This window comes from Micromonospora sp. WMMD882 (assembly GCF_027497255.1).
In the GTDB taxonomy this organism is placed as follows: Bacteria; Actinomycetota; Actinomycetes; order Mycobacteriales; family Micromonosporaceae; genus Micromonospora.
This window is the reverse complement of sequence record NZ_CP114903.1, coordinates 5074717-5094821: the sequence shown is the minus strand read 5'-3', so window position 1 is coordinate 5094821 and position 20105 is coordinate 5074717. Positions and strand designations below refer to the sequence as shown.

At 72.9% G+C, this 20105-nt stretch carries 15 protein-coding genes and 1 tRNA gene; 8 read left to right on the top strand and 8 right to left on the bottom strand.

Translation table 11 applies throughout. From position 1 onward, the window contains the following. Positions 1-7 precede the first annotated feature (7 nt). Positions 8-901, top strand: coding sequence for a metallophosphoesterase (locus tag O7606_RS21810; protein ID WP_281595884.1), 894 nt, complete (start codon positions 8-10; stop codon positions 899-901). A 270-nt stretch (positions 902-1171) separates the two neighbouring features. Further along, positions 1172-1245 (top strand) — tRNA-Pro (locus tag O7606_RS21805). Between the two features lie 57 nt (positions 1246-1302). Here the strand turns inward: O7606_RS21805 and O7606_RS21800 are convergent. Beyond that, complete coding sequence (locus O7606_RS21800) at positions 1303-3033, bottom strand: cellulose binding domain-containing protein (RefSeq protein ID WP_281595883.1); 1731 nt, start codon at positions 3031-3033, stop codon at positions 1303-1305. An 808-nt stretch (positions 3034-3841) separates the two neighbouring features. Here O7606_RS21800 and O7606_RS21795 point away from each other — a divergent pair. Further along, the gene (locus O7606_RS21795) at positions 3842-5029 is read left to right on the top strand and encodes an FAD-dependent oxidoreductase (protein ID WP_281595882.1); all 1188 of its coding nucleotides are present in this window, start codon (positions 3842-3844) and stop codon (positions 5027-5029) included. Between the two features lie 358 nt (positions 5030-5387). Here O7606_RS21795 and O7606_RS21790 read toward each other — a convergent pair whose 3' ends face one another. Both O7606_RS21790 and O7606_RS21785 read right to left on the bottom strand, forming a co-directional pair. Beyond that, the gene (locus O7606_RS21790) at positions 5388-7082 is read right to left on the bottom strand and encodes a bifunctional metallophosphatase/5'-nucleotidase (RefSeq protein WP_281595881.1); all 1695 of its coding nucleotides are present in this window, start codon (positions 7080-7082) and stop codon (positions 5388-5390) included. 352 nt (positions 7083-7434) lie between these two features. After that, positions 7435-7635 (bottom strand): hypothetical protein, encoded by a 201-nt coding sequence (locus O7606_RS21785; RefSeq protein ID WP_281595880.1) that lies wholly within the window; start codon positions 7633-7635, stop codon positions 7435-7437. 662 nt (positions 7636-8297) lie between these two features. Here O7606_RS21785 and O7606_RS21780 point away from each other — a divergent pair. Next, positions 8298-9719 (top strand): diguanylate cyclase, encoded by a 1422-nt coding sequence (locus O7606_RS21780; protein ID WP_281595879.1) that lies wholly within the window; start codon positions 8298-8300, stop codon positions 9717-9719. A gap of 40 nt (positions 9720-9759) precedes the next feature. Here O7606_RS21780 and O7606_RS21775 read toward each other — a convergent pair whose 3' ends face one another. Then, entirely contained in the window at positions 9760-10821 is a 1062-nt protein-coding gene (locus tag O7606_RS21775; RefSeq protein ID WP_281595878.1) for an aspartate-semialdehyde dehydrogenase, read from the bottom strand. A gap of 5 nt (positions 10822-10826) precedes the next feature. Next, complete coding sequence (locus tag O7606_RS21770) at positions 10827-12092, bottom strand: aspartate kinase (RefSeq protein WP_281595877.1); 1266 nt, start codon at positions 12090-12092, stop codon at positions 10827-10829. 301 nt (positions 12093-12393) lie between these two features. Between O7606_RS21770 and O7606_RS21765 the strand changes: the two genes are divergently transcribed. Both O7606_RS21765 and leuA read left to right on the top strand, forming a co-directional pair. Beyond that, the gene (locus O7606_RS21765; protein ID WP_281595876.1) at positions 12394-13251 is read left to right on the top strand and encodes a hypothetical protein; all 858 of its coding nucleotides are present in this window, start codon (positions 12394-12396) and stop codon (positions 13249-13251) included. Between the two features lie 412 nt (positions 13252-13663). Then, complete coding sequence (leuA, locus tag O7606_RS21760; RefSeq protein WP_281599797.1) at positions 13664-15355, top strand: 2-isopropylmalate synthase; 1692 nt, start codon at positions 13664-13666, stop codon at positions 15353-15355. A 54-nt stretch (positions 15356-15409) separates the two neighbouring features. Here leuA and O7606_RS21755 read toward each other — a convergent pair whose 3' ends face one another. Next, on the bottom strand, positions 15410-16837 hold the full coding sequence (locus tag O7606_RS21755; protein WP_281595875.1) for an MFS transporter: 1428 nt from the start codon (positions 16835-16837) through the stop codon (positions 15410-15412). Positions 16838-16936: 99 nt separating this feature from the next. Between O7606_RS21755 and O7606_RS21750 the strand changes: the two genes are divergently transcribed. Further along, the gene (locus tag O7606_RS21750; protein WP_281595874.1) at positions 16937-17590 is read left to right on the top strand and encodes an HNH endonuclease family protein; all 654 of its coding nucleotides are present in this window, start codon (positions 16937-16939) and stop codon (positions 17588-17590) included. After that, positions 17482-17862 carry a hypothetical protein gene (locus tag O7606_RS27670; RefSeq protein WP_348651173.1) on the top strand — a complete coding sequence of 127 codons (381 nt, stop codon included), beginning with the start codon at positions 17482-17484 and terminating at the stop codon, positions 17860-17862. The genes O7606_RS21750 and O7606_RS27670 overlap by 109 nt, the downstream gene beginning before the upstream one ends. A gap of 74 nt (positions 17863-17936) precedes the next feature. Here O7606_RS27670 and O7606_RS21740 read toward each other — a convergent pair whose 3' ends face one another. Further along, the gene (locus O7606_RS21740) at positions 17937-19040 is read right to left on the bottom strand and encodes an oligopeptide/dipeptide ABC transporter ATP-binding protein (protein ID WP_281595873.1); all 1104 of its coding nucleotides are present in this window, start codon (positions 19038-19040) and stop codon (positions 17937-17939) included. Beyond that, complete coding sequence (locus tag O7606_RS21735; RefSeq protein WP_281595872.1) at positions 19037-20092, bottom strand: ABC transporter ATP-binding protein; 1056 nt, start codon at positions 20090-20092, stop codon at positions 19037-19039. Before O7606_RS21735 ends, O7606_RS21740 begins: the two co-directional genes overlap by 4 nt. Positions 20093-20105 lie beyond the last annotated feature (13 nt).

The window sequence follows — 20105 nt, the reverse complement described above, 5'->3', positions numbered from 1 at the left end:
GAACGCCATGCGAAAGCGCACACTATTCCGGCTCGCGGCCGGCGCCGCCGCCCTCGGCGGCGCCACCCTGGCGTACGCCTCGCTCGTCGAGCGCAACCTGTTCACCCTCCGCCGGTACGACGTGCCAGTGCTGCCGGCCGACGCCGAGCCGCTGCGCATCCTGCACCTGTCCGACCTGCACATGACCCCCGACCAGGACCGCAAGCAGCGCTGGGTGGCCTCGCTGGCGGCGCTGGACCCGGACCTGGTCGTGGTGACCGGCGACAACATGGCCCACCCGGGCGCGGTGCCCGGGGTGCTGCGGGCGCTCCAGCCGCTGCTCGACCACCCCGGCGCCTTCGTCTTCGGCTCCAACGACTACACCGGCCCGGTCTGGAAGAACCCGTTCACCTACTTCCTGCCCGACCGGGAGTACCGCGAGGGCGTCACCCTGCCGTACGAGGAGCTGCGCTCGGTGTTCACCGGGGCCGGCTGGGCCGACCTGAACAACGCGCGTACCACGCTCAAGGCCGGCGGTCGGCTGGTCGAGCTGGTCGGGGTGGACGACCCGCACATCGAGCGGGACGACTACGCCAGCGTGGCCGGGCCGGTCGCCGGGACCGCCGACCTCGCCATCGCCCTGACGCACTCCCCCGAGCCTCGGGTGCTGGACGAGATGGCCGCCGACGGCTTCGAGCTGCTGCTGGCCGGGCACACCCACGGCGGGCAGGTCTGCGTGCCGGGGGTCGGCGCCCTGGTCACCAACTGCGAGCTGCCCCGCTCGATGGCGAAGGGCCTGCACCGCTGGCCGGGCTCGGACGCCTGGCTGCACGTCTCCGCCGGCCTGGGCACCCACCCCACCGCCCCGATCCGCTTCGCCTGCCGCCCCGAAGCCACCATCCTCACCCTCACCCCCCGCTGACCCCCTCCCCCACCCCTCCCCTGCCCACCCCTCGCCTCCACCCCGACCCGCCCCGGCGCGTCGACCTAGGGCAAATCGTCGTTAGTTGATCTCCTCGAACGACAATCTCCCCTGGATCGACGAGGAGGGGGCGGGAGGGGTGGTGGCGGGAGAGTGTCGAACTGCCCCGTCCGTGCTACCGGCTGACACGACCGCTACCAGGGGCGACGGAGGCGGGGGGTACCGAGTTTGACCATCGGGGCGGGTGGGCTAGTATTTGTCCGCACGCCTCGGGGTGTAGCGCAGCTTGGTAGCGCGCTTCGTTCGGGACGAAGAGGTCGTCGGTTCGAATCCGGCCACCCCGACCGAGGAAAGGCCCTGAGCAGTGGGGACACTGCTCAGGGCCTTTTGTCAGCTGTGCCTCAGAGGGTCAGCACGACCGTGGAGATGCTGCGCGCGCCGACGCTGACGGTGGCCTGGCCCCCGTTCACGCCGACGGTCTGGCCGGCCGCGTTGGCGTTCAGCGAGGTCAGGTAGTGCTCCGCCCTGGTGACGTTCTGCGGCACCTGGATGACGGCGTTGTTCACCGCGCTGGTCGACCGGTTCAGGATCACCAGCGTGATCTTCCCGTCGCCCTGGTACGCGGTGACCTCCAGCGGCGACGCCTTGGAGCTCTTGGTCAGCGCGACCCGCTGGTAGCCGGGACGGACGTACTTCGAGTACTGCGAGAACGCGTACCCGCGCTTGAGCGGGGCACCGGCGGTGGTGCCGTACGCCGCTTCCCCGTCACCGATGAAGGAGTAGTAGCGCTTTCCGTACCACCAGACGTACGCGCTCCAGTTCGCTTCCATCGACCTGTGCACCGTACGCATGATGTCGTCGAGGGTTTCGTTCCACACGGTCTGGTTGGCCGGGTTGCCCCAGATGTTGGAGCCGTTGCCGTCGGCGGCGTGCAGGTTCCACTCGGTCATCCACACCGGCTTGTTGTGCTGCTCGGCCAGCGGGTAGGGCTTCAGCCGGCCGGACTCCTCGGTGCCGTACAGGTGGCCGCCGATGTAGCCGATGTTGTTGCGGGCGGCGCTGTCGTTCAGGGTCGGGTCGGTGTAGTTGTAGTTGAGGTTCACCGCCTCGGCGACCATCAGCTTGGTGTTCTGCACCTTCGCGCCCTGGTCGCGTACCCAGGTGCGCAGCTCGGTGCCGCTCCAGTCCATCGAGTCGTAGTCCGGGTGCCAGTCCGGCTCGTTCTGCACGGAGGTGACGTCGACGGTCACGCCCTGGTTGCGCATGTACTGGACGTAGCTGTTGAGGTGGTTGGCGTAGTCGTCGTAGTAGTCGGTCTTCAGTTTGCCGCCGTTGGTCCGGCTGTTGTTCGTTTTGTACGACGCCGGCGCGGTCCACGGCGAGGCGAGGATCTTCACCCCCGACCCGTACGACTTGGCCGTCTTCAGCGAGTTCACATGGATCGACCATTCGCTGGAGACCGGCGAGAGACCGGTGCGCACGATGGACAGCCCCAACTGGTTGGGGCCGGTCCCGACCAGGGTCTGGGTCTCCGCGGTCGACCAGGCGCTGCCCCAGATCGACTGCGCGGCCCCGAATCCGTCGATCGTCTGGTACCTGGCGGCGCTGTTCACCGTGATGTCCGCCGGCGTGGTGGGCGGCGGCGTGGTGGGCGGCGGGGTGGTCGGCGGTGGGGTGGTCGGCGGCGCGGTGGTGGGGCCGGTGGTCGGCGCGACGCCCCCGGTGCAGGTCACCCCGTTCAGCGCGAAGCTGGTCGGGGCGGGGTTGCTGCCGCTCCACGAGCCGTTGAAGCCGAACGAGGTGGTGCCGTTGGTCGGGATGGACCCGTTGTAGCTGACGTTCCGGGCGGTGACCGTCGCGCCGCTCTGGGTCACCGTCGCGTTCCACGCCTCGGTGACCCGTTGGCCGGCGCTGTAGGACCAGGTGAGGGTCCAACTGGAGACCGGGTCGCCGAGGTTGGTGATGGCGACGTCACCGCCGAAGCCGCCCTGCCACTGCGACGGCACGGTGTACCTGACCGAGCAGCCCGCCGCGGCGGCCCCGGCCGGCAGCGCCGTGGCGACCGCCGCCGACGCCAGCAGCACCGCGCCGGCCGACAGCGCGGCAGCGTGTTTCACTCTGAGTCTTCTCATCAAGCTTCTCCTGGGGTGGGAGGACGGCCGGCGCCTCCGGTCGAGCGCGAAGGCGTCTGGTTGGCCGCGCAGGTAGGAGCCGCGCCCGGCAGGACGTGGGATACCTGACAGCGGGTGACGGCCGGAGAGGCGTCGACACGCTGGCGGCGGGCATCGGGGCGGCACGTCAGCCGGCCACTCAGCCGTGAGCCAGGTGCTGCGCTAGCCCGGCGCTGACGGGGTGCCACCCGGGCCGGCGATGTTAGCGCTCACAACGACATCGGGCCGGCGGTCACGCCCACCGGTCGCGGCGGGCGCGAGGCGGACGGCCGACGGCACGTGAGCGCCGACCCAGCGGGGCCCACGGTTGCCCTCCGTGGTGGCCGGTCCGGTGGAGCCGGCCGGCTCCGCTGCCCATCGCAGGCACGCGGGCGAGCTCCGCCAGCGAGCGCACGAACCTTCTCTGGTCGATCCGAACGTAGTTTGCCCAGTGGCGCTTGTCAATGTCCACGGAGGGTTCCGGCGGCCCGCCCGGAAACCGCGTTCCCGCACGACGGCGGCCTGTGGCCGAGCGGCGGTCACCTCCGGCCGACGCCATCGTCGGGTACCAGGCGGACGGCTCGCGGGGCCGATGCCCACCGGCGGGACGGTCCGGGCCAGCGCCGCGCGTGACACCGTACGGGAGGGGTGGTAGCCGGGCGCGGGCACGACGAGCCATCTCGCGGGCGACGCCGCCCCTGGAAGCCCGGCGGCGGCGCCGCCCGTGGAAACCCCGCCGCGCGGCGGATACGTAGTCTGGTGCTCCATGTCCGTGGCCCGGGAGGACGCTGTGGGTGACGCGAGCGCCGTGGTGATCGGGGCCGGCATCGGTGGCCTGTGTGCCGCGATCGGCCTGCGCCGACGCGGGTGGGACGTGCTGGTGCTGGAGCAGGCCCCGCGGTTCGGCGAGGTCGGCGCCGGCCTGACCCTGATGGCCAACGGGCTGCGGGGGCTGGACGCGCTGGGCGTCGGCGACGCGGTGCGCGACGCCGGGCACGTCGACGCCCCGGGGGGCCTCCGTACCGCGTCCGGGCGGTGGCTCTCCCGTGTGGACGGCGCGGCGATGAGCCGGGCCCTGGGCACGGCGGCGCTGGGCATCCACCGGGTCACGCTGCACCGGCTCCTGCGCGCGGCGCTGCCGGCGGACCGGATCGTCACCGGCGCCGAGGTGGTGGACGTCACGTCTGGGCCGCCGCCACGGGTGACCTACCGGCACGACGGCCGGCACGCCTCCGTCGTACCGGATCTGGTCGTCGCGGCCGACGGCATCGACAGCGTCGTACGGGCCCGGCTGTGGCCGGATGCCCCGCCACCGGCGTACGCGGGGTCGACCGCCTGGCGTGGAGTCACCGACCAGCCGTGGCGTGGCGACCTGGCCACCGCAGTCAGTTGGGGCCGGGGCGCCGAGTTCGGCATGGTGCCGCTCGGCGACGGCCGGGTGTACTGGTTCGCCGCGGTGAACGCCGAGGCCGGTCGGGCGTCCCCCACCGGTGACGAGGCGCGGTTGGTGCGGGCGCTGTTCGGCACGTGGCACCATCCCGTTCCGGCGTTGCTGGACGCGACCCGGGCCGAGGCGGTCATCCGTACCGACATCCACCATCTCGGCACTCCGCTGCCGTCGTACCGGGTGGGCGCCGTCGCGCTGCTCGGTGACGCGGCGCACGCGATGACCCCGAACCTGGGGCAGGGGGCGAACCAGGCCATTGAGGACGCCGTCGTCCTCGCCGCCGCGTGCGCCCCGACGGCCGACGTGGTGGCGGCCCTCGTCGCGTACGACGCCCAGCGGCGTCCCCGCTCCCAGGCGGTCGCCCGGGCCGCGTTCCAGGTCGGCCGGTTCGGTCAGCAACTACGCGACCCCGTCGCGGTGGGCCTGCGGAACGCCGTGCTGCGCCTGACGCCACCACGCGTCGCGTTGCGGTCGATGGCCCGGTACGCCGACTGGGATCCGCCGGTCGTCCCCTCCGCCCAGCCAGACTGAGACCGGCCCGACCAGACCGGACCGACCAGACCGCCCGACCCGTCCGACCCGACCAGATCGATTCGACCAGACCGACCCGACCAGACCAAACCGACCAGACCGACCAGACCGACCAGGCCGAGCGGCTGTGCCCCATATCCGGGGCAGCTCCAAAGGGTCCATCTGCTCCACCTCCACCCGCCCCACGTCACCGAGGGTGACCGACCGATCGGCCCGGCCGCCGGGAGCATGGGCCCAGGCGCAGACCGCCCCAAGAGCCGGACCGGCCCAGCAGCAGACCGGCCCGAAAGCAGACCGGCCCCGGAGCCGGAGCTCCGGGGCCGGTCCGGATCGACCAGGGTCGGCCGGTGGTGAGCCGTCAGGCGACCGCGATGCGGTCCAGCGCCGGCGCGGCGATCGGCGAGCTCGCCTTGAGGTACACGATCAGGGCGTCCAGATCGATCATGCCGGTGACCCGGTTGGTGCCCTGCGCCAGCACGCTGAAGCCGTCCCCGCCGCCGGCCAGGAAGCTGTTCACCGTGATCCGGTAGGTGGCGTCGGCGGTGACCGCCGTACCACCGATGGTCAGGCTGCCCGGCACGACCCGGCTACCCGCGCACGGGTCGGCGACCGGCGCGGTGGTCCCGGCCGGGTTCACCGTGTAACGGACCGACCCGGACGGGTAGAGCGTGCGCCCGACGGTGAACTGCTGCTCCAGCACGCAGTAGAGCTGCGCCCCGGTCAGGTCGAGGGTGGTGAGGTTGTTGGCGAACGGCTGGACCGTGAACGCCTCCTCGTAGGTGACCTGCCCGGCGTCCAGATCGGCGCGTACCCCGCCCGGGTTCATGAAGGCGGCGACCGCGTTCTGCTCGTTGTCGGTGGCGGCGAGCTGCGCGTCGGCGATCACGTTGCCCATGGTGGACTCGCCCAGCGTCGTACCGAAGAGGGTCTCCTGGGCGCGGGTCAGCGGCGCGCTGGTGGTGCCGACGACCTGGCCGGCGACCGGGCCGAGGATCTTCTTGTAGCGGTCGATCAGCGCGGTCTGCTTCGGGTCCTTGGTGACGTCCCGGGTGACCACGACGTTCTCCGCCCGCATGCTCAGCACGTCGCCGGTACGCCTGTCGATCTTCAGGTCGATGTCGGTGACCAGCCGACCGAACGAGCTGGCGCTGGTGACCAGCTTGCCGCCGATCTCACAGTTGTACGCCTGGTGGGTGTGCCCGCTGACGACCACGTCGATCGACGGGTCCATCCGGTTGGCGATGTCCACCACCGGGCCGCTGAAGTCGACGCAGTCGTTGATGCCGCCGGCGCCGGCCTGGTTGCCGCCCTCGTGCAGCAGCACCACGATCGTCTCGACGCCCTTGCGGCGCAGCTCGCGCGCGTACCGGTTGGCGGTGTCCGCCTCGTCGCCGAAGGTCAGACCGGCGGTGCCCTCCTTGCTGACGATGTCCGGGGTGCCCTCCAGCGTCATGCCGATGAAGCCGACCTTGACCCCGTCGACCTTGTGGACGGCGTACGGCGGCAGCAGCGGCTGGCCGTTGGAGGTCTTGAAGGCGTTGGCCGACAGGTACTGGAAACCGGCCCCCTTGTACCGGGCGCCGGCGGCGCAGCCGTCGACCGGGTGGCAGCCGCCGTTCTGGATCCGGAGCAGCTCGGCCGGGCCCTCGTCGAACTCGTGGTTGCCGACGCTGGCGTAGTCCAGCCCGGCCATCGACAGCGCCTCGATGGTCGGCTCGTCGTGGAACGCGGCGGACAGCAGCGGCGACGCGCCGATCAGGTCACCGGCGGCGACCGTGATGGTGTTCTTCTTCCTGGCCTCCTGGCTCAGCTCCCTGAGGTGGGTGGCCAGGTATTCCGCGCCGCCCGCGGGCTGCCCGGCGATGGTGCCGCTGGAGCCGGACGGCGGTTCCAGGTTGCCGTGGAAGTCGTTGAGGGCGAGCAGCTTGACGTCGACCGGCTTGGGCCCCGGTCGGTGGGCCTGGGTGGGGGTCGCGGCGATCGCGCTGAACGCGGCCGCGGAGATCACGGCCAGACCGATCGCGGCCCGGCGACGCATCCCGGAGACGGACATGGAACTCCTCGTGAGGGTCGGTGCGTGGGAGCCGGCGATGAGTCGTCCGGGCTCCTGATCCGTACCGTTGCAGGGTCGATCGCGGGTCGCCGCCCGGGGGCGGCGTCCTGCCGTCCGACAGCCTCTCATCCCGGCCGGGTTCGGTCGACCGGTCACGATCCGCTCCGGCGGGCGCCGGCACGCCCTACCGGCTGACGGGTCGCCGGAGCGGATCGATCAGGGTCACCGGCGGCCACCACAGCCGGCCGACGCCGGCATGCCACCACAGCCGGCCGACGCCGGCGACGGCACCGCTCCGGACCGCCCCGCCGGCCTCCCGTCAGAGCCGGCGCGACGGTGGGTTTCCGGTTGGTCAGCGGTACGCGTAGCTGCCGCCCGACCCGCAGTCGGGTCGGGCCGGGTTCTGGACGGCGGCGTCGCCGCTGCCGTCGAACGCGCTCGGGTCGCCGGCGCCGCGCCGGTCGCGGTCGGCCCGGTCGAGGAGCGCCCAGCGCCCCGCCGACGGGAAGCGCCGGTTGATGGGAAGGTCTCCGCCCTTCAGGTTGCTGCTCACGATTCCCCCACATTCCGAAAGGCCGCCGGGCAAACCGACGGCACGGGCTCCCACGTTTCCGTGAAGAATGCCTGAGGCTATCGATGGTGATACCACATGTGGCGTTCAGAAAGCTGCACGGGCAAGTAACGACTGGGCGGTTGATCAACCACGACCGAACGGACCATGCGCCTCAGTCGATCGGCGCATGCCTATACACTGAGGGTGATGACGCAGGTCGGCACGGGTGAGCAACGACCGGCCGGGCTCCACCAGTGATCGAGAGGCACCCGATCGACAGTCGAGGTAACTGCCGTCGGCCGCGCCGGCAGAAGCCGAACGGGTGATCCGGGGAAATTGCGCAGGCAGGCGGCATCGACGCACCGCGACCACGTCGGGCGGCTTCTTACGCACGATTTCACGGCCACCGCCACCGCAACAGCACGACCAGGTGACCGGACCGGCGTCGACGACGATCCTCTCATGTGGACGGTTTCGGTGGTGGCCCGGGCCGGCGTCCACCCGTCGACCCGGGCCACCGCGCCGACCGTCGTCCACAGCCGTCGTCCACACCCTGTGGATGGAACATGTGTACGAGCACGTCGGGCCCATCGGCGGCGTGGGTAGGCTTGCTCGCGGGGTCCGGACCCGCCGGACCCGTCCTGACCTGGAACGACGCCTGCGTGGATCTGGATCGAGTCATCCGTGACGTGACGGTACGCCTGCCCATGGCGTCGACCGCCGTCGAAGCCTGCCAGTGGACCGTCGACACTCTGTCCCGGTACGCCCCGGCGACGATCTCCGTCCTGCTCCAGGTCCACGACCGGCTGCGGTGCGTCGCCGCCACCGGCTCCTGGCAGGTGTACGCCACCGTGCCCCCGAAGACGGGGATCGTCGGGCGGGTCTACGCCTCGGGCGTCGGGGCCACCGTGGCCCGGGTCGCCGACGATCCGGACTACCTGCCGGTCCGGCCGGACGTGACCGCCGAGATCTGCGTGCCGGTGACCGACCCGGCCGGCCGGCCGCTCGGCGTCCTCGACCTCCAGTGGTCCGAGCCGGTGGAGCTGGGCCCCTGGCGGGCGGCCGCCGACCGGATCGCCACCCGGCTCGGCGCGCGGATCATGGCGCTCGGCGGCCCCCCGGCGGAGAGCCGCAGCGAGAAGATGCTGCGGCACGCCGCCGCGTTCAGCTCGGCCCCCACCGAGTGGGACCTGCTGACCGCGGCGATCTGCGCCGCCCGGGACGTCTCCGGGCTCTCCGCCGCCGTGCTGGTGCTGCCCGACGTCGACGGTCCCCGGCTCGGGGCCCCGCCGCGCGTGCCGGGCGAGCTGGAGTCCCGGCTCCGCGCCGAGCTGGTCGAGGCCGGGCCGGGGCCGCTCGGCCGGTTGATGAGCCGCGCCCACCGGTACGGCCCCGGCTACACCCTCGGTGAGCCGGGCCACCCGCCGATCTCGGACCATCTACCGCTGGCGCGCGCCGGGGTGCGCACCCTGATCACCGTGCCGGTCGGGCCGCCGGACACCGGTGGCATGCTGCTGGTCGCCGACGAGCGGCTGCTGCGGCCGGACCCGACCACGGTCAACCTGATCGAGTTGCTCGCCAACCAGGCGTGGACCTGCCTGGACCGGCTGCGCACCCTGGCCCGGCTACGCGAGCAGGCCAGCTCCGACCCGCTCACCGGGCTGGGGCACACCGGCCCGTTCGGCCGGCGGATCGCCGCCGCCGTACCGGGCCGGACCGCCCTGCTCGCCATCGACGTGGACGGTTTCAAGAGCGTCAACGACACGTACGGCCACCAGGCCGGCGACCGGGTGCTGGTCACCCTGGCCCGGGCGTTGCAGGCGGCGCTGCGGCAGGGCGACGAGCTGTACCGGGTGGGCGGGGACGAGTTCGTGGCGGTCATCGAGGTGAGCCGCCCGGACGAGGCGGTCCGCATCGCCGGGCGGCTCGCCCAGGCGGCCCGGGAGACCGGCCGGACGATCAGCGTCGGCGTGGCCCTGCCCCAGCCCGGCGAGTCGTCCGAGTCGACGCTGCGCCGCGCCGACCAGGCTCTCTACGCGGTCAAGCGGGCCGGCCGCGACGGCGTCCGCCTCGCCCCCGCCTGAGAGCCTGCGACGGCGTCCGCCTCGCCCCCGCCTGAGAGCCTCAGCGGGCGCGGAGCTCGGCGGCGAGCAGCTCGGCGATCTGCGCGGTGTTCAGGGCGGCGCCCTTGCGCAGGTTGTCGCCGGTGACGAAGAGGTCCAGGGCGCGCGGGTCGTCCAGCGCGCGGCGGATCCGGCCCACCCAGGACGGGTCGGTGCCGACCGCGTCGATCGGCATCGGGAACTCACCGGCGTCCGGATCGTCGACGACGATCACGCCGGGCGCGTTGCGCAGCGCCTCGCGGGCGCCCTCGGCGTCCACCTCGGCGGCGAAGACCGCGTGTACGGCCACCGAGTGGCCGGTCACCACCGGCACCCGGACGCAGGTGGCGGAGACCTTCAGGTCGGGCAGCCCGAGGATCTTGCGCGACTCGTTGCGCAGCTTGATCTCCTCGGACGACCAGCCGGCGTCGGCGGACGAGCCGGCCCAGGGGACCACGTTCAACGCCAGCGGCGCGGGGAACGGGCCGAGGTCGTCCCCGACGGCCTGCCGTACGTTGCCCGGCCGGGAGCCGAGCGTCCGGTCCCCGGCGATCTTGCCGAGCTGGTCGTGCAGGATGTCCACGCCGGCCTGGCCCGCCCCGGAGACCGCCTGGTACGAGGCGAGCACCAGCTCACGCAGGCCGTACTCGCGGTGCAGCGGCGCGACCGCGACGATCATCGCGAGGGTGGTGCAGTTGGCGTTGGCGATGATGCCCTTGGGCCGGTTGCGCACCTGGTCGGGGTTGATCTCGGGCACCACCAGCGGGACGTCGCGGTCCATCCGGAACGCGCCGGAGTTGTCGACCGCGACCGCGCCCCGGCCCACCGCGACCGGCGCCCACTCGGCGGAGATCTCGTCCGGCACGTCGAACATGGCGACGTCGACGCCGTCGAACGCCTCCGGGGTCAGGGCCTGGACGACGAGCTCCTCGCCCCGGCAGCGCAGCCGTCGGCCGACCGAGCGGGCCGAGGCGATCAGGCGGATCTCCCCCCAGACGTTCTTCCGGGCGGAGAGCAGCTCGCACACCACGGTGCCGACGGCACCGGTCGCCCCGACCACGGCCAGGGTGGGCAGCGCCGGCATCGGCGCTACCGCCCCGTTCCCGCGTAGACCACGGCTTCTTCGTCGCCGCCCAGCTCGAAGGTGTCGTGGATGGCGCGGACGGCCACGTCGAGGTCGGTGTCCCGGCAGACCACGGAGACCCGGATCTCGGAGGTGGAGATCATCTCGATGTTGACCCCGGCCGCGCCGAGGGCGGCGAAGAAGCCGGCGGCAACGCCGGGGTGCGACCGCATGCCGGCGCCGATCAGCGACACCTTGCCCACGTGGTCGTCGTAGAGCAGGCCCTTGAACTTGACCTGCTCCTGGATCTTGCTGAGGGCGGCCATCGCGGTGGGGCCGTCGGTCTTGGGCAGGGTGAAGGAGATGTCCGTCCGCCCGGTGCCCTCGGTGGAGACGTTCTGCACGATCATGTCGATGTTGATCTCGGCGCCGGCCACCGTGTCGAAGATCCGGCCGGCCGCGCCCGGCTCGTCCGGCACCCCGACGATCGTGATCTTGGCTTCGCTGCGGTCGTGGGCGACCCCGGTGATCAGTGCTTGCTCCACAGGAAGGTCCTCCATCGATCCGGTGACCATGGTGCCGGTGTTGGTCGAGTATGACGAACGGACGTGGATCGGCAGGCCCGCCCGGCGGGCGTACTCCACGCTGCGCAGGTGCAGGACCTTCGCCCCGCAGGCGGCCAGCTCCAGCATCTCCTCGTAGGTGATCTGCCGGATGTGCCGGGCGTTCGGGACGATCCGCGGGTCCGCGGTGAACACCCCGTCGACGTCGGTGTAGATCTCGCAGACGTCGGCGTGCAGCGCGGCGGCCAGCGCCACCGCGGTGGTGTCCGAGCCGCCCCGGCCCAGCGTGGTGACGTCCTTGGTGTCCTGGGAGACGCCCTGGAACCCGGCGACGATCACCACCGCGCCCTCGTCCAGCGCGCCCTTGAGCCGCCCCGGCGTGACGTCGATGATCCGCGCCCGGCCGTGCACCGAGGTGGTGAGCACCCCGGCCTGCGAGCCGGTGAACGAGCGGGCTTCGTACCCCAGGTTGTGGATGGCCATGGCGAGCAACGCCATGGAGATCCGCTCCCCGGCGGTGAGCAGCATGTCCAGCTCGCGGCCCGGCGGCAGCGGGCTCACCTGGTTCGCCAGGTCGAGCAGCTCGTCGGTGGTGTCCCCCATCGCGGAGACCACGACGACCACGTCGTCACCGGCCTTGCGGGCGGCGACGATCCGTTCCGCCACCCGCTTGATCCGCTCCGCGTTGGCGACGGAGGACCCGCCGTACTTCTGCACCACGAGTGCCACGACGGCGCACTCCCTCCCAGCAGCAGCCCTGAGCGTGCCGACGCCGCCGGTCCAGTGGCCGGCGGCGCGGGTCAGACCACCCCAGGGTATCGGGCGGCCCTGTCCGGCGGGTCAGGTGATCCCACGATCCGGCCCGGGAGCGGCCCTGACCACGCACCGTGACGCGACCGACACCGCGTCCCGGCGGGGCACGCTACCGCATCCCGGCGTCCGCCGACACCCCCCGTCACACCGGCGACACGCCGGCCCGGCGGCGGCCACCCGGACCCCCGGCGACCCCGGCGGACCGGAGAATGGGCGGGTGCCTACCGGTGTCCACCTCCGCGCCGCGCGCCGCCGGCCGACCGGCCTGCTCGCGCTGACCGTCCCGCTCCTGCTCGCCGTCGGCGGCCCGCTCGCCGGCTGCGCCGCCGACGACTCGCCACCGGACCCACCGGAGCCGCCGGGCGGCAACCCCACCGCGACCGGGGCGGACGGCGCACGGGACGAGCTGGCCGCGCTCGCCGCGGCGGCCCAGGACCGCCACCTGACCGCCCGCTACACCCTGGCCGACGCGGGCGGCCCGACCCGGACGATCACGGTGACCAGCGCCAACGACGGCACCTGGCGGGTGGACGTGCCGGGCTGGGCGCTCGGTGGCACGGTGGACGTCGCGCTGGCCGCCACCGCCGACGGGCTGTTCCAGTGCGCCCTGCCCTCCGCCGCCCGCCCCGAACCGGCCACCTGCGTACGCCTCGGCGACCCGGACGACACGCTCCCGCGCGGCCTCGACCCCCGGGTGCAGCACCCCTTCACCGACTGGCTGGACGTGCTCACCGACCGGCAGGCCCCGCTGGCGGTGTCGGTCAGCCGGCCGCTGCCGGAGACCACCGGCGCCTGCTACTCGGTCGAGTCCACGTCGGCCTCGCTGAACCCGCCGCTCGACGTCGGGATCTACTGCTACGGCCCGGACGGGACGCCCACCGCCGTCCGGGCCGCCCTGGGCACCCTGCGGCTGGCCGGGCCACCCGGCCCCGCCCCGGCCACCGTGCGGCTTCCCGGGCCGGTGGTCGAGGGCGAGCCGCTCGACCCGGCCGCGCCGCCGCCGGCCACCCCGCCCGCCGACGGCGACGCCGGGGACCCGTCGGCGCCACCGGTGGACCCGTCGGCCACTCCCTGAATGCCGGCTGAGCTGCGTGGCCACCCTCGCCGTCCCAAACTCCGGACGGTAGTTTCCGCGCGGCGTGGTGATCACGTAGGGTCACCAATATCATGTGGCGGGCGATTCTCCTCCTTCGCTGCCGCGACGAGGCCCATCCGGCCGGCACCTCGTCGCGGGGCTGACGCACGCGCGCCGTCCAGCACACCGGTTCTCGTCCGGGCCGACCCAGGTCGCCCCTGCTCCGTCGGCACCGCCGCCGACCCCCGACGCTGACGTCACATGATCATCAGGAGTCTTCGCCATGGCCCAGCCCGCCGGCACCACCGTTCCGCCCACCGACCCCACCGGGGTCGGGGCCACCACCGGGAGCGGGGCGACCGACGCCACCCCGGTCGCGGACGATCCGATCGCCCGGCAGCAGCCCAGCCGGATGCCGTACCGCCGCTACCAGCCGTACCAGCAGCAGTTCCGGATCGACCTGCCGGACCGCCGGTGGCCGGGCCGGCAGGTCGAGGCCGCGCCGCGTTGGTGCGCGGTCGACCTGCGCGACGGCAACCAGGCCCTGATCGACCCGATGTCCCCGGAGCGCAAGCGCCGGATGTTCCAGCTCCTGGTCCAGATGGGCTACAAGGAGATCGAGGTCGGTTTCCCGTCGGCCAGCCAGACCGACTACGACTTCGTCCGGCAGCTCATCGAGCAGGATCTGATCCCCGACGACGTCACCATCCAGGTGCTGACCCAGTGCCGGGAGCACCTGATCGAGCGCACCTTCGAGTCGCTGCGCGGCGCGAAGCGGGCGATCGTGCACTTCTACAACTCCACCTCGACGCTCCAGCGCCGGGTGGTCTTCGGGCTGGACAGGGCCGGCATCACCGACATCGCCACCCAGGGCGCCCGGCTGTGCCAGAAGTACGCCGAGATCCACACCCCGGACACCGACATCTTCTACGAGTACTCCCCCGAGTCGTACACCGGCACCGAGCTGGACTACGCGCTGGAGGTCTGCGCGGCGGTGATCGAGGCGGTCGACCCGACCCCGACCCGGCCGCTGATCATCAACCTGCCGGCGACGGTGGAGATGGCCACCCCGAACGTCTACGCCGACTCGATCGAGTGGATGCACCGCAACCTGCCCCGGCGGGACAGCCTGGTGCTCAGCCTGCACCCGCACAACGACCGGGGCACCGGCGTGGCCGCCGCCGAGCTGGGCCTGCTGGCCGGCGCCGACCGGATCGAGGGCTGCCTGTTCGGCAACGGCGAACGGACCGGCAACGTCGACCTGGTCACGCTGGGGCTGAACCTCTTCTCCCAGGGCATCGACCCGCAGATCGACTTCTCCCGGATCGACGAGATCAAGCGGGCCGTCGAGTACTGCAACCAGCTCCCGGTGCACGAACGCCACCCGTACGCGGGCGACCTGGTCTACACCGCGTTCTCCGGCTCCCACCAGGACGCCATCAAGAAGGGCTTCGACGCGCTGCACGCCGACGCGGCGGCGGCCGGGACGCCCGTCGACGAGTTCACCTGGGCGGTGCCGTACCTGCCGGTCGACCCGAAGGACCTGGGCCGTACGTACGAGGCGGTGATCCGGGTCAACTCGCAGTCCGGCAAGGGCGGCGTCGCGTACATCATGAAGAGCGAACACCAGCTCGACCTGCCCCGCCGCCTCCAGATCGAGTTCTCCGGGGTGGTCCAGCAGGTCACCGACCACGCCGGCGGCGAGGTCGACCCGGCCACCATGTGGGAGATCTTCGCCCGCCACTACCTGGTCGACCACCAGGCCACCCCGGCGGTGTCGCTGACCGACTACACCATCGGCACCGCCGACGGCAAGGTCGAGATCGAGGCCGCCGTCGAGGTCGGCGGGACGCCGCACGCGCTCGCCGCGGTCGGCAACGGCCCGATCGACGCGTACGTCAACGCGCTCCAGTCGGTGCACGTGACGGTACGGGTGCTCGACTACCACGAGCACGCGCTCTCCTCCGGCGGCGACGCGCAGGCCGCCGCGTACGTGGAGTGCGACATCGACGGCCGGACGGTGTGGGGGGTCGGCATGGACGCCAACATCGTCACCGCCTCGGTGAAGGCGGTCACCAGCGCCGTCAACCGCGCCCGCTCCTGACACCCGCCAGGTTCGGCAGGGGTGGGACGATCTCCCGCCCCTGCCGGACCCGACTCACCGTTCCCGGGGCGCCTCCGCCCGGCGGGCCGAGGTGGCGGCCAGCAGCGCCCCCGCCAGCAGCAGACCCGCGCACCACAGCAGCGCCCCCCGGTACGCGTGGGTCAGCTCCCCGGCCTGTTCGTACCCGGTGCCGCTCAGCCCGACCAGCAGCGGCAGCGCGGCCACCGCCAGCAGCCCGCCCACCCGGGAGGCGGCGTTGTTGAAACCGCTGGCCACCCCGGCGAACCGGTCGTCCACGGCGGCCAGCACCGACGCGGTCAGCGGCGCCACCACCAGGGTCAGCCCGAGACCGAACAGGGTCACCCCGGGCAGCACGTCCACCCAGTACGACGCGCCGGGGCCGACCCGGCGCAGCAGGAGCAGCCCGGCGGCGGCCACCACCGGCCCCACCGTCAGCGGCAGGCGGGGGCCGATCCGCGCGGCGAGCGCGCCGGCCCGCGCCGAGCCGACCAGCAGCAGCACGGTCAGCGGCAGGGTGGCCAGCCCGGTCATCAGCGCCGACCAGCCGACGGCGTTCTGCAGGTAGACCGCGAGAAAGAAGGTGAAGCCGCCGAGCGCCGCGTAGACCACCACGGTGAAGACGTTCAGCGCCGAGAAGAGTCGACTGCGGAACAGCCCGGTGGGCAGCATCGCGCTCTCCCCGCGCCGCCGCTCGACCAGCACGAAGGCCACCGCCGCGAGCGCCCCGACCAGCGCCGAGGCCAGCACCGGGAGCGAGCCGACCCCACGGGCCGGGGCGTCGATCAGGGCGTACGTGACGCCGGCCAGGGCGAGCGCGCCGAGCAGCGCGCCGAGGATGTCGAACCGCCGGCCGCTGCGGGTGACGGTCTCGTCCCGGCTCTCCGGCACCCAACGCAGCGTGGCCAGCACCACCGGGACGGCGAAGAGCACGTTGATGAAGAAGATCCACCGCCAGGAGAGGGCGTCGATGAGCCAGCCGCCGACGAGCGGCCCGAGCGCGGTGGAGACGCCGGAGAGCCCGGCCCATGCGCCGATGGCCTTTCCCCGGTCGTCCGGGTGGAAGCTGGCCTGGAGCAGCGAGAGCGAGCCCGGGGTGAGCAGCGCCCCGCCCGCGCCCTGGAGCACCCGGGCGACGATCAGCCAGCCGGTGCCCAGGGCGATGCCGCACAGCACCGAGGCGACGGTGAACCAGACCACCCCGACGAGGAAGATCCGCCGTCGGCCGAAGCGGTCCCCCAGCGCCCCGCCGAGCAGCACGAACGCGGCCAGCATCAGCAGGTACCCGTTGATCGTCCACTGTAGGTCGGCCACGGTGGCCCCGAGCTCCGCGCCGAGCCGGGGCAGGGCCACGTTCACCACCGTCGAGTCCAGGAAGACCATCCCGGAGGCGAGGATCGCGGCCAGCAGCGTGCCGCGTCCGGCGGCGGTGCCGGTGCGCAGGGCGGGAGCGGGTGTCGTCATGGTCCTTAATCTGCCCCCCGCGATATGAGAGTTGCCACGAAACGCCGAAACCCGGCCGGCTTGCCGTGCGGAAACCGGAAAACCCCGCAAGCTGGAGGGGTGTCGTCTGCACCTACCCGATCAGGACCCCGCGCCCGCGCGGCGGCGGCGCTCGCCGCGCTGCTCGCCCTCGCCGTCGGCTGCGCCCCCGTCGACCAGACGGAGGTCGCGCCCTCCCCGTCGACCGGGGGTGACGCCGCGGCGCAACTGGAGACGTTGACCGTGGCGACCGCCGGGTCGATGCGCGGCTACAGCCGCGACAAGTTCCCGCACTGGCGGGACACCGGCAAGAACTGCGACGTACGGGACACCGTGCTGGAACGCGACGGCAGCGACATCAAGCTCTCCGGCTGCAACGTGGTCGCCGGCCGGTGGAAGAGCGTGTACGACGACCGCACCTTCACCGATCCGTCCGACGTGGACATCGACCACGTGGTGCCGCTGGCGAACGCGTGGCGCTCCGGCGCGGACGAGTGGGGCGACGCGGAACGCGGCGAGTTCGCCAACGACCTGAGCCGGCCGCAGCTCATCGCGGTCTCCGCGTCCTCCAACCGGGCAAAGGGTGACCAGGATCCGTCGCAGTGGAAGCCGGCCAACCGCTCGCACTGGTGCGGGTACGCCGAGAACTGGGTGGCGGTCAAGCACCACTGGCGGCTGACGGTGACCAGCGCCGAGAAGGCCGCGTTGGCGGACATGCTGGAGGAGTGCAGGTGAGCGGGCAGCCCGGGTCGGGGGGTCCGGAGGCGCGGAGCAGTGACATCGTGCCCGGGCCCGGCGGGGTGATGACCGACGAGGTGGGCGTGGTGACCGGGGAGCTGACCCTGCGCACCGAGCTCACCGCCGACCAGGTCACCCTCCGGGTGCAGTACCGGGAGGCCGACGAGTGGTACACGGTGACCGGCGGCCGGGCGACGCTGCCGGACCCGTCGGCGCTCGACGCCGTGCACGCGATAGCCGTCGGGCTGCTGCACCGCCCCGAGGGCTGACGGGCGCCCCGAGAGGGCTGAGCCGGCCGTCAGGAAGGGCCCCTGCCGGTACCTGAGAGGCCCTTCCTGACGCCTCAGACGTACGAGCCGGGCTCGGTGGGGGCGGCGACGGCGTGCGGGTCGTCGCCCGCGTCGGCGGGACGGACCACCTGCGCGTCGACCGAGTGCGGGCGTAGCTCGCCGCTGGCGATCCGCTCGGCCCAGTGGCAGGCGACCCGGCTGCGGCCGATCGGGCGCAACACCGGGCGTTCGTCCGCGCACCGGGTCGGTTGGGCCCAGGGGCACCGGGTGTGGAAGCGGCAACCGGACGGCGGGTTGGCCGGCGAGGGCAGGTCGCCGGTGAGCAGGATGCGTTCCCGACGGTCCTCCACCTCCGGGTCGGGCACCGGCACCGCCGACATCAGCGCCTTCGTGTACGGGTGCAGTGGCTCCTGGTACAGCCGGTCGCTCGGGGCCTCCTCGACCAGCGCGCCCAGGTACATGACGCCGACCACGTCGGAGATGTGCCGTACCACCGCGAGGTCGTGGGCGATCACCAGGTAGGTCAGGCCGAGGTTCTCCTGGAGCTCGTCGAGCAGGTTGACCACCTGCGCCTGGATCGAGACGTCCAGGGCGGAGACCGGCTCGTCGGCGACGATCAGCTCCGGCCCGAGCACCAGCGCGCGGGCGATGCCGATGCGCTGCCGCTGCCCGCCGGAGAACTCGTGCGGGTAACGGGACAGCGCCCAGCGGGGCAGCCCCACCGCGTCCAGGGTCTCGCCGATGGTCCGGCGGCGGTCGTCGCGGCTGTCGCCGATGCCGTGCGCCTGGAGGCCCTCGGTGAGGATCGACTCGACGTTCTGCCGGGGGTCCAGGCTCGACATCGGGTCCTGGAAGATCATCTGCATCCGGCGGCGCATGCCGCGCAGCTTGTTCGGCGGCATCCGGGTCAGGTCGATGCCGTCGAAGGTGACCTTCCCGCCGGTGGGCGGGGTGAGCTGGAGCAGGGCCCGGCCCAGCGTGGACTTGCCGCAGCCGGACTCGCCCACCAGCCCGTACGTCCGGCCACGGGGGATGTCCAGGTCCACCCCGTCGACGGCCTTGACGTGCCCGACGACCCGGTCGAAGAGCACTCCCCGGGTGATCGGGAAGTGCACCTTCAGGTCGCGTACCTCGACGAGGATCTCGTGGTCGGTCACGCCTTGTCCTCCTCACGGGGGGCGGGGACGGGCGCGGGCGGGCCGCCCGACGCCGGGACGGCCGCGTCGCCGGCCCCCGCCGTCGGGGCCGGGTTGACGCAGCGGTAGCTGCGCCCGTCGTGGGCGAGCACCAGTTCCGGCGGCGCACCCAGGCAGTCGTCCGTCCGCCGTGCGCAGCGCGGCGCGAACGCGCACCCCTCCGGCCAGGGCAGCAGGTCACGGACCGAGCCGGGGATCGGGGTCAGCCGCTCGCCCCGGCCGGCGTCCAGGCGGGGCACCGAGCCGAGCAACCCCACCGTGTACGGGTGCCGGGGCTGGGCGAACAGCGGACGTCGGCGGGCGGTCTCCACCACCCGGCCGCCGTAGAGCACGTTGATGGTGTCGCACATGCCGGCCACCACCCCCAGGTCGTGCGTGATCATCACCAGGGCGGTGCCGGAGTCCCGGACCAGATCCTTGAGCAGCTCCAGGATCTGCGCCTGGATGGTGACGTCCAGGGCGGTGGTGGGCTCGTCGGCGATCAGCAGCCGGGGCTCGCAGGCCACCGCCATGGCGATCAGGGCGCGCTGGCGCATCCCGCCGGAGAGCTGGTGCGGGTACTCCTTGAGCCGCCGCTTCGGGTCGGGGATGCCGACCCGGTCGAGCAGCGCGGCGGCCTCCTTCGCCGCCGCGTCCCCCTTCATGCCGCGGTGCCGGGTGAGCACCTCGGTCACCTGGACCCCGATCGGGATGACCGGGTTCAGTGAGGAGAGCGGATCCTGGAAGATCATCGCGATGTCCCGGCCCCGGATGTCCCGCCGGGAGCGGTCGTCGAGCCGGAGCAGGTCGGTGCCGTCGAAGACCGCCCGGCCGCCGACCCGGGTGCCGGGCTGCTTCGGCAGCAGGCCCATGATCGCCAACGAGGTGACGCTCTTGCCGCAGCCGGACTCGCCGACCAGGCCGACCACCTCGCCGGCGTCGACCGAGAAGGAGACCCCGTCCACGGCGTGCACCGTGCGCTGACCGCGCCGGGCGAACGTCACGGACAGGTCGTCCACGTCGAGCAGTGCCATGTCAGCCCCCTCC

Excerpts from the sequence above, each read along its gene's own strand:
- O7606_RS21810 (WP_281595884.1), top strand. The coding sequence starts at position 8 with ATGCGAAAGCGCACACTATTCCGGCTCGCGGCCGGCGCCGCCGCCCTC.
- O7606_RS21800 (WP_281595883.1), bottom strand. The coding sequence starts at position 3,033 with ATGAGAAGACTCAGAGTGAAACACGCTGCCGCGCTGTCGGCCGGCGCG.
- O7606_RS21790 (WP_281595881.1), bottom strand. The coding sequence starts at position 7,082 with ATGTCCGTCTCCGGGATGCGTCGCCGGGCCGCGATCGGTCTGGCCGTG.
- O7606_RS21775 (WP_281595878.1), bottom strand. The coding sequence starts at position 10,821 with ATGCCGGCGCTGCCCACCCTGGCCGTGGTCGGGGCGACCGGTGCCGTC.
- leuA (WP_281599797.1), top strand. The coding sequence starts at position 13,664 with ATGCCGTACCGCCGCTACCAGCCGTACCAGCAGCAGTTCCGGATCGAC.
- O7606_RS21755 (WP_281595875.1), bottom strand. The coding sequence starts at position 16,837 with ATGACGACACCCGCTCCCGCCCTGCGCACCGGCACCGCCGCCGGACGC.
- O7606_RS21735 (WP_281595872.1), bottom strand. The coding sequence starts at position 20,092 with ATGGCACTGCTCGACGTGGACGACCTGTCCGTGACGTTCGCCCGGCGC.